General features: G+C 44.3%; 13 protein-coding genes. 6 read left to right on the top strand and 7 right to left on the bottom strand.

What is annotated here, in order from left to right:
- Positions 1–12 precede the first annotated feature (12 nt).
- From ccoG to ACI882_RS09145, 6 genes are all read right to left on the bottom strand, one after another.
- Complete coding sequence (gene ccoG / locus ACI882_RS09170; RefSeq protein ID WP_411744330.1) at positions 13–1,419, bottom strand: cytochrome c oxidase accessory protein CcoG; 1,407 nt, start codon at positions 1,417–1,419, stop codon at positions 13–15.
- 98 nt (positions 1,420–1,517) lie between these two features.
- Entirely contained in the window at positions 1,518–2,408 is an 891-nt protein-coding gene (ccoP, locus tag ACI882_RS09165; RefSeq protein ID WP_411744331.1) for a cytochrome-c oxidase, cbb3-type subunit III, read from the bottom strand.
- Entirely contained in the window at positions 2,405–2,575 is a 171-nt protein-coding gene (locus ACI882_RS09160) for a cbb3-type cytochrome oxidase subunit 3 (RefSeq protein ID WP_411744332.1), read from the bottom strand. Before ACI882_RS09160 ends, ccoP begins: the two co-directional genes overlap by 4 nt.
- A gap of 2 nt (positions 2,576–2,577) precedes the next feature.
- A complete protein-coding gene (gene ccoO, locus ACI882_RS09155) occupies positions 2,578–3,183 on the bottom strand; it encodes a cytochrome-c oxidase, cbb3-type subunit II (RefSeq protein WP_411744333.1) in 606 nt (201 codons plus the stop codon).
- Positions 3,184–3,195: 12 nt separating this feature from the next.
- Positions 3,196–4,635, bottom strand: coding sequence for a cytochrome-c oxidase, cbb3-type subunit I (gene ccoN, locus ACI882_RS09150; RefSeq protein ID WP_411744334.1), 1,440 nt, complete (start codon positions 4,633–4,635; stop codon positions 3,196–3,198).
- A gap of 211 nt (positions 4,636–4,846) precedes the next feature.
- Positions 4,847–6,316 carry a hypothetical protein gene (locus tag ACI882_RS09145; protein WP_411748466.1) on the bottom strand — a complete coding sequence of 490 codons (1,470 nt, stop codon included), beginning with the start codon at positions 6,314–6,316 and terminating at the stop codon, positions 4,847–4,849.
- 235 nt (positions 6,317–6,551) lie between these two features.
- Here ACI882_RS09145 and ACI882_RS09140 point away from each other — a divergent pair, with 235 nt between their 5' ends.
- Complete coding sequence (locus ACI882_RS09140; protein ID WP_411746150.1) at positions 6,552–6,821, top strand: acylphosphatase; 270 nt, start codon at positions 6,552–6,554, stop codon at positions 6,819–6,821.
- A gap of 3 nt (positions 6,822–6,824) precedes the next feature.
- Here ACI882_RS09140 and ACI882_RS09135 read toward each other — a convergent pair whose 3' ends face one another.
- Positions 6,825–7,403, bottom strand: coding sequence for a lytic transglycosylase domain-containing protein (locus ACI882_RS09135; protein ID WP_411746149.1), 579 nt, complete (start codon positions 7,401–7,403; stop codon positions 6,825–6,827).
- A 128-nt stretch (positions 7,404–7,531) separates the two neighbouring features.
- On the opposite strand from ACI882_RS09135, the gene aspS reads away from it, so the two are divergent.
- The 5 genes from aspS to ruvA all read left to right on the top strand — a co-directional run bounded on the left by aspS (position 7,532) and on the right by ruvA (position 12,081).
- Positions 7,532–9,304, top strand: a complete 1,773-nt coding sequence (gene aspS, locus ACI882_RS09130; protein WP_411746148.1) for an aspartate--tRNA ligase — start codon at positions 7,532–7,534, stop codon at positions 9,302–9,304.
- A 277-nt stretch (positions 9,305–9,581) separates the two neighbouring features.
- Positions 9,582–10,307 (top strand): YebC/PmpR family DNA-binding transcriptional regulator, encoded by a 726-nt coding sequence (locus ACI882_RS09125; protein ID WP_411745727.1) that lies wholly within the window; start codon positions 9,582–9,584, stop codon positions 10,305–10,307.
- 6 nt (positions 10,308–10,313) lie between these two features.
- Positions 10,314–10,835 carry a crossover junction endodeoxyribonuclease RuvC gene (ruvC, locus tag ACI882_RS09120; RefSeq protein WP_411745726.1) on the top strand — a complete coding sequence of 174 codons (522 nt, stop codon included), beginning with the start codon at positions 10,314–10,316 and terminating at the stop codon, positions 10,833–10,835.
- Complete coding sequence (locus ACI882_RS09115) at positions 10,835–11,479, top strand: trimeric intracellular cation channel family protein (RefSeq protein ID WP_411745725.1); 645 nt, start codon at positions 10,835–10,837, stop codon at positions 11,477–11,479. The genes ruvC and ACI882_RS09115 overlap by 1 nt, the downstream gene beginning before the upstream one ends.
- Positions 11,476–12,081: a Holliday junction branch migration protein RuvA gene (gene ruvA, locus ACI882_RS09110; RefSeq protein WP_411745724.1), complete on the top strand. Its 606-nt coding sequence runs from the start codon at positions 11,476–11,478 to the stop codon at positions 12,079–12,081. The genes ACI882_RS09115 and ruvA overlap by 4 nt, the downstream gene beginning before the upstream one ends.
- The last annotated feature ends 30 nt before the right edge of the window (positions 12,082–12,111 follow it).

Raw genomic sequence — 12,111 nt, 5'->3', positions numbered from 1 at the left:
TTATCTCCAATATTAAAAATTAGCTGGACCAAAAAAGCGACTCTCTGATTTGGTTTTCAGTGAATCATCATTAATGCTTTCGATTTTAAAATGAATTTTATTCGTAGGCAGTTCGTTCAGTTCCGGAGGCAATACGAGAGTCGCGGTTACGCTTTCAGATTCACTCGCGCGAACAGATATTTCAGTATCGCTTCGGAATACTAAGCCATCCATGCCCTCAACCGTTAAATTAAAAGTTTGTGGAATGTTGGTCATGTTAATAACTTTGAGTAAATAGTTATTTTGGATAAGGCCATCGCCAGTCATTTGATGAAGGGCGCCACGGTCACGAGTAATATGTAATTCAAGAGGGACACGGCTATACAGTACCCAAGAAAACGCTATTACCATAATTAATAGGGCGCTGGCGTAACCAATGAGTCTTGGTCTTAGTATGTGGGTTTCTTTACCGGCGAGCTGGTTCTCGGTGGTATAACTTATTAGGCCTTTATCGTAATTCATTTTTTCCATGACGCTGTCGCATGCGTCAATACAAGCTGCACAAGTAATACATTCGTACTGTAGGCCATCACGAATATCGATGCCCGTTGGGCAGACTTGGACACAAAGATCGCAGTCGATGCAATCACCGAGATCTAAACTAGCAGGATCTACACCGCGTTTACGGGTACCACGGTTTTCTCCGCGAGCTGCGTCGTAACTAACAATAAGGGTGTCAGCATCGAACATGACCGATTGGAATCGAGCATAAGGGCACATATAAATACACACTTGTTCACGAAGCCAGCCAGCGTTACCGTATGTTGCTAAAGTGAAGAAAGCAATCCAAAAAACACTCCAGCCGTGTGCTTGGAAAGTAGCTAAGTCTGGTACCAGTTCTTTAATGGGTGCAAAGTAACCCACAAAAGTTATAGCGGTCACTAACGCCACTAATGTCCAAAGTACATGTTTGGCGATTTTTCGTAGCAATTTACCGATAGAAAAACCGCGGTTGTCGAGTTTAATACGAGCATTACGTTTACCTTCTGTTTTTTCTTCGATAAACATAAATATCCATGTCCACACACTTTGTGGGCAGGTGTAACCGCACCAAACTCGCCCAGCGTAGACGGTGATAAAAAATAATGCGAAGGCAGCAATAATTAGTGCCCAAGCAAGTAAGGCGAAATCTTGGGGCCAAAAAGTAATACCAAAAATGTGGAATTGGCGAGCAGGTAAGTCAAAAAGCACAGCCTGACGGCCATCCCAATCTAACCATAAGATGCCAAAATAGAGGATGAATAAAAATAAACCCCCAAAGACTCTTAGATTGCGAAAGTAGCCTTTAATTCGGCGAACGTAGATTTTTTCTCTGGCCTGATATAGATCGGTCGAGATGATTTCTGGAGAACTTGCAGCGTTTGATTTTTGCTTAGTCATTAGAACTCGTTACCAGTTACTTTCATTCATAAAGACTCAAACAAGAATTATATTAGCCTTTATGGATGAAAGCAGGGAGGCGTTGCCTCCCTTACATTTTAATTACCTAAGCTATAAACGTAACCAGATAATAGGTGTACTTTTTCTTCACCTAAAATGTCTTGCCATGCAGGCATGTTACCCGCACGACCGTTACTGACAGTGGTGATAATATCACGTCGTAAGTCTTGGTTTGGAACATCGTATAACCAAATGTCATCGGTTAAGTTAGGTCCACCCAAGGCTTGGACACCTGTGCCGTCTGCAGCATGGCATGCCATACACATTTGCTGGAATATCACTTCGCCTTTTTTAGCTTGAGAGGCAACGTGCTCATTGCCAGAAATTTGCAGAACATATTCAGTTACCGCAGAAACACCTTGATCTCCTAAGGTATCTTTCCACGCTGGCATTTGGCCATCGCGGCCTTCGGCTATCGAATGTTTAATTAGATCAGCAGAACCGCCATACAACCAATCACTGTCTGCTAAGTTTGGAAAACCATAATAGCCTTGTGCGTTTTGACCATGACACAAGGAGCAGTTATTCACAAACAATTGCTGACCCATGCGCATGGCTTGAGCGCTTTCTTGCAGCTCTTCAATTGGCGTTTCCAAAAAACGGCGGAAAATATCCCCGTATTTCTCGTCATGGGCAGCTGTTTCAGACTCCAACTGATTAATGGAGGTCCACTTTCCTAAACCATCCCAGTTACCTAATGGGTAGTAGATCAAGTAGCCAAGTGCGAAGACGATAGTGATGTAAAACATATTCAACCACCATTTAGGCATGGGGTTATTGTATTCTTCAATACCATCAAATGAATGGCCGGTTGTTTCACCTGGTTTTTCGTTATTTGGCATACGGCGAGTGAAATAAAGAAGGCTAGCGATTCCTAGAAGAAAAAAGCCTGTTAACGCAAATATGTATGCATTCCAAAAAGAACTCATTCGTTTTCTCCCTTATTGGGCTGTTGTTCTGGGTCATCTGCAAATGGTAGATTGGCGGCTTCATCGAAGCGCGCCTTATTTTTACTGCTGTATGCCCAAACGAATACGATTAAGAAAGCAACGGTGGTAAATACCGTTGCTAACGCTCGAAGATCATTTAAATCCATAATTATCGACCTGTCACAACGGTGCCGAGGTTCTGCAAGTAGTCAACAAGCGCATCAATCTCTTTAACGCCTTCAACTTCAGATGCCGCACTGGCAATGTCTTCATCGGTATAAGGAACTCCAAGACGTTTAAGCGTGCGTAATTTCTGAGCTGTTTTGTTACTGTCAATTTCTGCTTTAAACAACCAAGTAAAGCCAGGCATATTAGACTCAGGTACCACCGAACGAGGGTCATATAAGTGCGATTTATGCCACTCATCACTATAACGTCCACCAACGCGGGCTAAATCTGGGCCTGTTCGCTTAGAACCCCAAAGGAATGGACGGTTGTAAACAGACTCTCCGGCTTGGCTGTACTCGCCATAGCGCTCAACTTCTGCACGTAGCGGACGGATCATCTGCGAGTGGCAGGTATGACAGCCTTCACGGATATAAATATCTCGACCTTCAAGCTGCACTGCAGTAAGTGGTTTTAAACCAGGCGTTGGCTTAGTTGTGTCGTCTAAGAAAAATAATGGAATTATCTCAACTAAACCACCAAAGCTAATTGCGACGGCAATTAAAATAGCCATCAAACCTACGTTTTTTTCGACCTTTTCATGATTCATTATATTATCTCCTTAGGCCGCTGGCACTGCAGTGTCGACATTTTTCTCTTCGACGCCATCTTTAATTGTTAACCAGACGTTAACTGCCATTAAGATCATACCGGACAAGAACAGTAGACCACCAATTAGGCGAACTACATAACCAGGCCAGCTCGCTTCGACACTCTGTACGAAGCTATAGGCTAATGTACCGTCGTTGTTAATTGCTCTCCACATTAAGCCTTGCATGATGCCGTTAACCCACATGGATGCAATGTATAAAACAGTACCGATTGTGGCTAACCAGAAGTGAGTGTTGATCCAATCTATGCTATGCATTTCAGCTTTACCCCAAAGTTTCGGGATAGTGTGGTACATCGCGCCAATAGTGATCATCGCAACCCAACCTAGAGCACCTGCGTGCACGTGACCAATAGTCCAGTCGGTGTAATGAGAGAGGGCATTTACTGTCTTGATTGCCATCATCGGGCCTTCAAACGTAGACATGCCGTAGAAAGATAGTGAAACCACTAAGAAGCGTAAAATTGGGTCCGTGCGTAATTTGTGCCATGCTCCAGATAGAGTCATCATGCCGTTAATCATGCCGCCCCAGCTTGGTGCTAATAAGATTAAAGACATAACCATACCTAGGTTTTGTGCCCAGTCTGGTAGTGCAGTGTAGTGCAAATGGTGACCACCCGCCCACATATAAACAGCAATTAATGCCCAGAAGTGAACAATAGATAAACGGTATGAATAAATAGGACGTTCGGCTTGCTTAGGTACGTAGTAGTACATCATGCCTAGGAAACCCGCAGTTAAGTAAAACCCTACTGCGTTATGGCCATACCACCACTGAACCATGGCATCAACGGTGCCAGCATAGGCAGAATAAGCTTGGGTGGCGCTTACGGGTAACGCAGCACTGTTCACAACGTGCAATACCGCAACGGTAATAATGAATGCAAGGTAGAACCAGTTACCGACGTAAATATGAGGCATTTTACGTCTCATGATCGTGCCAGCAAATACTACTAGATAAGAAATCCAGACGACCGCAATCAAGATATCAATTGGCCAAATAAGTTCAGCGTATTCCTTAGTAGAAGTTAAGCCTAAAGGCAGGGTAACAACTGCCGCCACAATCACCGCTTGCCAGCCCCAGAAGGTAAAGCTTGCTAAAGGACCAAAAGCTAAACGTGCCTGGGAAGTACGTTGTACTACATAGTATGACGTAGCCATTAATGCACAACCGCCAAACGCGAAAACAACGGCGTTGGTGTGCAGTGGACGCAGGCGACCAAAGTGGAAATATGGTCCGAAATTTAGCTCAGGAAAGGCCATTTGGGCAGCGATAATGACACCGACTAGCATGCCGATGACACCCCAGGCGACAGTCATAATAGAAAACTGACGAACTACTTTGTAGTTGTAGGTTTCCTGTACTTGGGACGTGTTAATTGCATTGGTCATTGATACGTTTCCAATCGTTTATAAATAGGGTGGGTAAATGCGGCGCCAGTATGCTCATAGTGTCAATATTTTGCAAATGACCTAAATCAATCTTTTTAAGCATAGTGCTTTACATTCAAGGAGTTGGCGATCTAGTTCAATTGTAGTAAAAAAAAAGCACCTTTCCAATTGGAAAAGCGCGATTTTGACTATTTAGAGTATTAATGTTGGTTTAAGCAATTTGACTACGCTTTAAACGTATTTGATCAACATGTTGCCCGCGTTGAATTAATGCTTGAACCCGTGCATCCAGAGAAATGCCATGGCGTACATTTTTTAAGCGCACTGGGGTATTACTTGCACAGCAACCTTTATGAGTTATTAAAGAGTCATTGTCTGAGGTAGAGACCAACAATGCTTCTGCGATCTTGTCTTCAACTCTAATGGTGACTGGTTGTAAATTACCGATAATATATTCAACACCAAATAGTAAAGAAGTGCCTACTCGTTGCAACCAGCGAACCACCGCAAGGCGGCCATTGCTTTCATTGCTAAGTTTATGAACAATAACATCACCAACGGAAAGCTCTAAGTTACTGTTGTCTTTGTCTAGCTTGACGCATGCTCCGGTTTTGCTGATGTTAACCGTTGAGCTGCTTAGAAGTTTATCATCATGTGATTTAGGCGAACGTAAATATTGGTGAATTGCACTCAGGCCTATTGCTGTGCGTGCCGTCATCGCGCAGACGGCTCGTTCAAAGCGGCGCGTAGATTCTTGCTTCCAAGACAATAAAACTTTTTTCAGTGTCATGAATGCATCAATATTATCGGACCCCTCTGGGAAACCAATCTTGTCAGCTGACATGGATTTGCGTAGCTGACTCATATGCAGTCTTACTTGTTCAATAATGGGTAATGGGTTGAGAGCTCTGATATTTTCATCGTTAGCGACGCCTTCGATGGTTCTCGCAGAAACTGCACCGTTAGATAATTCTAAATCTAGGTAAAAGTAGCGTGAATTAAAATCACGAGATTCTTGATGGCGTAAGTGAGCTCGAAATGACCATTTGGTAAGGTAGCAATCTAGCATTGTTTGCTCTTTATCATTCAAGTGATCGGGTTGAGCTGCTTGAAATAACAATAACTGCTTATATCGGCTTTCAATATCTCGACTGTCCGGTTTGTTGTTATGGAAGTCGGTTAAATACCTAGTTTCTGCGAAGAAGTAAACACGGTTCAATTCTCCCCATAAGCCATCAGGTTGAGTACGGCGCTGTGCACTGTAATCTTGCAGTTGTTCGCTCAATGAGCAGATCACCCAGTAAACGAAATTAGCCAGCTCTTCTTTCGAATGAGGAATAGCATCGCGCAGTAGTAGTTTGGTGGCGAATGCAAACTCGCGGTTGAGCTCAGGTAAGCTCGATAATTGCACCGCTGATAACACTAAACTGCCATTGCGAACTTGCCGTATAAATAAAATATATTGGTTGATTAGGCTTTCCGTTAAAGAAAGCCGTGTATCGCCACCAAGTGGCATGCGATTTAAGTTTCTTAAGTTGGTGAGTACCTTTTCTAAATGCTGATCAAAATCTGCCACGCTCAAGACTTGGTTAACCAGCACGTCACGATATAACGCAGCGCTATCTCGGCTAATATGCAAATTCTGCTCTGGCAACTTGAGTCGCAATGATGCAATGCTCATTAGCTTCCCCTCCCTGTTGATTTGCTAAGCTATAGTTGTCTTACTATATAAAGTAGACTGGTTTTTGAAGTGTGAAGTATTTAATGTAATTCATGTGAACTGGGTCACATTATTGGCGTTATATTCAGGTGGCTGGCTTTGAAATGGTCTAATTGCAGGGTTAAAACGTAGTTTTTGCTTTGGTATTTATTACTGATATGCTCGACACCGACTATAAGGGAGAAGCTGATTGGCTATGCAACATACAATAAAGGCGTCAGTCTATGGAAAAGTACAAGGAGTAGGGTATCGGCTGTTTTGTAAGAAGGCAGCGAAAGAGCTAGGCCTTACGGGCTATGCATTAAACTTACCAGATGGACGAGTAGAGGTCTTGGTCACGGGGACAGAGGCTGCGCTTGAACAAATGGTGGATGCGCTTAATAAAGGGCCGAGATTTTCTGTGGTAGCTGGCGTAGATGTTGAGCCACACCCAGTAGAGAATTTAACGGGTTTTATGACCGGTTAGCATTTAATCATCTTGGTAGCGCCAATATTGGTACCAGTAGTTTAATACTCTTCTCGGATACCAAGTTTGGCCGCGGCTGCCGTTGTAACGTGCTAAAGCAGGAATGACACTGCCTTTTTCAACCTCTATATAGTGCGCCAGTATTGTTGTGCCGTAACGTAGGTTGGTATCAATATCGAGTAGGTTGTCGTCATCTCGACCAATTTCTTTTTTCCAAAATGGCATTATTTGCATCATGCCTCGAGCGCCTGCAGAAGAAATAGCGTAGCCATTAAAAGCACTTTCAACCTGTATTAGTGCTAAAACCAAGCCCGGTTCAAGATTTGCCCGAGCGGCTTCGGCGTGAATTTTAGTCAGCAATTGAATACGCTCATCAGGGTCTTCGACCCACCGCTCGAGTTTGCCCGACATGGCGGCCAACCAAACTTGCCCTACATAGGGGTCTTCAAATGAGGTGCTTTGATTGAGTGCTCTACTTAATGCATTGGCAAGGTCACCATCGTTCGACTCTGCTAAAGCCGAAAAAGATAGAAAAACACTCATCAAATAAGCTATTTTGTACATATTAAGCTTCAGTTTCATAAAAAAGCTGCCAAATTTAATAAAATCAAACGGTTATATCTTACATCATTCATTAATCGGGTTAATTCTTTTATTTTTCCCTGTATAATACTCCACCTTTGCGAATAGAAACTGAATCGGGATAAACAATGCGTAGCCAGTACTGTGGAGCTCTAGATAGCTCATATATTGATCAAACTGTAACCATTTCTGGTTGGGTCCATCGTCGCCGTGACCACGGCGGTGTTATTTTCCTAGATGTGCGTGACCGAGAAGGGCTAATGCAGGTCGTATTCGACCCAGATGCCGAAGAAAGCTTTAACACTGCCGATAAAGTGCGCAGTGAGTATGTTATAGAAATTACCGGTTTAGTGCGTGCACGTCCAGAAGGCACCGTTAATAAAAATATGCGTACTGGCGAAGTGGAAATGCTTGGCCGTGAGATCAAAGTACTGAATAAATCTGCCACCCCGCCATTTCCGTTAGACGAGTACTCAGGCGTTGGTGAAGACACACGCTTAAAATTCCGATATATAGATTTGCGTCGTCCTGAAATGCAGCAGAAGCTTATTTTACGCAGCAAAATCAGCTCAGCTATTCGTCGAAGCCTAGAAGATCAAGGTTTTATCGATATTGAAACGCCAATTTTGAACCGTGCCACACCAGAAGGCGCGCGTGATTACTTGGTGCCGTCACGTACTCATCCAGGTTCATTTTTTGCTTTGCCGCAATCACCGCAGTTGTTTAAACAGTTGTTAATGGTGGCCGGTTTTGATCGTTACTACCAAATTGCAAAATGTTTCCGTGATGAAGATTTACGTGCAGATCGCCAGCCAGAATTCACCCAGATCGATATTGAAACCTCGTTCATGGATGAAGCCGGTATTATGGCCATCACTGAAACAATGATTCGTGAATTGTTCAAAAGTGTTTTAGATGTTGAATTCGGTGACTTTGCACAAATGCCATTCTCTGAAGCCATGGAGAAATACGGCAGCGATAAGCCAGACCTACGAATTCCATTAGAATTAGTCTCTGTTAATGATTTAATGGCCGGCGTAGAGTTTAAAGTATTCTCAGGACCAGCAACCGATCCAAAAGGTCGAGTCGCAGCTTTAAAAATTCCGGGCGGCAACAGCCTGACCCGTAAGCAAATAGATGATTACACCAAGTACGTCAGTATTTATGGTGCAAAAGGCTTAGCTTATATAAAGGTCAACAACAAAGCGGATTTAGAAGAAGGCTTACAGTCTCCTATCGTTAAGTTCTTACCCGTAGATGTACGCAAAGCCTTGCTTGAGCGGTTAGACGCCCAAGACGGTGATCTCATCTTCTTCGGTGCAGACAAGGCCAGCATCGTAAACGACGCGCTAGGCGCATTGCGTTGCAAAATTGGTGAAGATTTAGACCTTTATACGAAAGAGTGGGCACCGTTGTGGGTAGTCGATTTCCCAATGTTTGAAGAAAACAGCCAGGGTAACTTAACCGCACTGCATCACCCATTCACCATGCCGTCTTGTTCAGCTGAAGAATTGATCGCGAGCCCAGATACTGCATTGTCACGCGCCTATGACATGGTGCTAAACGGCGTTGAGCTGGGTGGTGGTTCTATTCGTATTCACAATCAAGACATGCAAAACACAGTTTTTGATGTGTTGAAAATCAGCAAAGAAGAGCAGCGCGAAAAATTTGGCTTCTTGTTAGACGCCTTGCAGTATGGTGCTCCGCCACACGGTGGTTTAGCCTTCGGACTTGATCGCTTAGTTATGCTAATGACCAACTCTGAATCTATTCGTGAAGTGATCGCCTTCCCTAAAACTCAGTCAGCCGCCTGTGTCATGACACAAGCACCTGGCCAAGTTGAAGCCGAGCAGCTTAAAGAACTCAGCATTCGAGTTCGTAAGCCAGCTGCAGAAAGCTAAGCAATCACCTTTGTAAAGGTTCTATTAACACGCCCGACTTGCTTCGGGCGTTGTTATTTAAGACAGAGTAGTTTTTGGAATCAATATATTGATGTTTTTTGATTTCTCTTAAAGTATAAAAGTGGCTAAATATTAAAAGGAGAGAGGTGACAAATTAACAGGGTATGAGATGACATGGTTGTCATCTTTGAGCGCCCATGGACGGGTGCACAGCGCCCCTGTTAATTTGTTACCACTCTCATTGGCATTGGCACTCAAACAGAACGAGGATAAAACCGTGGCCGGTCACAGTAAATGGGCAAATATTCGTCATCGTAAAGCGGCGCAAGATGCTAAGCGCGGCAAGGTTTTCACGAAAATAATTCGTGAATTGGTCGTCGCAGCTCGACAAGGTGGTCCGAACCCTGAGGATAACCCAACGCTACGCAGCGTGATCGATAAAGCGTTAACGGCCAACATGAAGCGTGACACCATTGATAAAGCCGTTGCTCGTGGCGCCGGCAATATGGAAGGCGACGCCTATGAAGTGATGACTTACGAAGGTTATGGCGTCGGTGGTGTTGCCGTTTATGTTAAGTGCTTATCTGATAATAAAAACCGTACTGTGGGTGATGTCCGCCATGCTTTTACTAAGTGTGAAGGCAATCTAGGCACTGATGGCTCCGTAGCGTTTTTGTTCGAAACGGCAGGGCAGTTGTTTATCGAGAATGGTAATGAAGACGCCATTATGGAGATCACATTGGAAGCCGGTGCCGATGATGTTATCAGTAATGATGATGGCAGTTTTGAAGTTCGAACTAGCCAGCAAGACTTTTTAGCCGTCAAGCAAGCGCTCGTTGCAGCAGGCTATGAGCCTGAAGGCGAAGTCACCATGTTGCCGAGTACTGAAGCAGAAGTTGTTGGTGAGCAAGCAGAGCAAGTGCAAAAATTGATCGATATGCTCGAAGATCTAGATGATGTACAGGCGGTTTATACCAACGCCTCCTTTATTGAAAATGAATAAGTTATCATGGCCTTAATTCTCGGGATAGACCCAGGTTCACGTAAGACAGGCTTTGGCATAATTAACCAAGTGGGTCAAAAAGCCAGTTACGTCACCAGTGGCGTCATTCGCTTGCATAAAGAGCCAGATTTACCCGCTCGGCTTAATTTGATCTTCGAAAGCATCTCGCAAATTATTGAAGAATTTTGTCCGCAAAGTCTTGCCATCGAGCAAGTGTTTCTCGGTAAAGGGCCCGATGCCGCTATTAAATTAGGTCAAGCGCGAGGGGCTGCTATCATTGCAGCAACACAAGCTAAGTTAGAAGTTTATGAATATGCCGCCCGAAAAGTAAAGCAATCGGTCGCCGGTAACGGTAATGCTAACAAAGATCAGGTGGGTTATATGGTGCAATCCATCTTAAAACTACCTGGGGTGCCACAAGAAGATGCCGCGGATGCATTGGCCATTGCCTTGTGTCATGTATATAACCACGCCGGTTTAATAAACATTGCTGGCGCGAGTCATTCAAGAAGAGGCCGTGCCGTCTAATGTCAGTGCTATATTGGATCGATCTATTTGGCGTCGCTGTCTTCGCAATGGCAGGTGCCATAGAAGCGGCACGAAATCGCTTTGATCTATTTGGTGTACTGGTATTGTCATTTGTATCTGCACTGGGTGGCGGTACATTAAGAGACTTATTGTTAAATGTTGCGCCCTTAGCCTGGATTGGCGACCTAACCTTGGCCTATGTTGCGCTCATTTCAGGCCTAGCCATGTTTTTATTAGCCAAATTCGTGGCCGTACCGTTTCAAATGATGCTATATGCCGATGCTATTGGTCTTGCTGCCTTTACGGTCAGTGGTACACAAACCGCAATAGCCCTAGATATGCCTGCTCTAGTTGTTATTATGATGGGCATGTCTTCAGGGATTTTTGGTGGCATCATTCGCGACATTATGGCGAATGAAATTCCGCTTATATTTCGTCGAGATGTTTATGCAACCGCGTCTTTAACGGGCGCTATCTGGGTCTACTATTCTCAAAAATTGGGCATGCCCATCGATATAGCAATGCTGGTCGGCTTTAGCCTAGTTATGATTATACGCTTTGCAGCGATTAAATGGCGTTTGTCATTGCCTGCGTTTTTAAATACTGCGTCCTATCGCAAAGAAAATCACCCGAGGGAATTATGATTGGTCGTCTATCTGGCATTTTGATTGAAAATAAAGCACCGGAATTATTGGTTGATGTGCACGGTGTTGGCTATGAGATAAAAGCACCGCTATCGACTGCGTTTGCCCTACCAGCCATTGGTGAGACCGTGGTATTGCACACGCATTTAGCGGTACGCGAAGACGCCCACGTGCTTTATGGCTTTAATACCGAGCAAGAGCGAACTCTATTCCGTACACTCATTAAAATTAGTGGGGTGGGTCCAAAGCTTGCGTTGGCTATTTTAAGTGGCATGGAAACCATGCGCTTTATTCAGTGTATCCAAGATCAAGACCCGGGAGGTTTAGTGAAAATACCGGGTGTTGGCAAAAAAACCGCAGAACGACTCATTGTCGAGATGAAAGATAAGTTAAGTGCACTAGGCTCCGCCGGTGCAGCGTTGATGACTCCACTGGAGGCCCAAGTTGCACGAGTCGAGCGCCACGATGCCTTAGCAGATGCCGAAAGTGCCTTGTTAGCATTAGGTTATAAGCCAGCTCAGGCGACTAAGGCAGTTGAGAAAGTCGCCGTTGAAGGTATGACTTCTGAAGCCATCATTCGCGCAGCATTAAAAGCTATTTAACGTCATAATGGCCTGGCTACTTTGCAGTAG

The sequence above is a fragment of the Reinekea sp. genome, assembly GCF_046710285.1.
Classification (GTDB): domain Bacteria; phylum Pseudomonadota; class Gammaproteobacteria; order Pseudomonadales; family Natronospirillaceae; genus Reinekea.
Note: the sequence above shows the minus strand (reverse complement) of the source record. Positions and strands in the feature narration are given on the sequence as shown.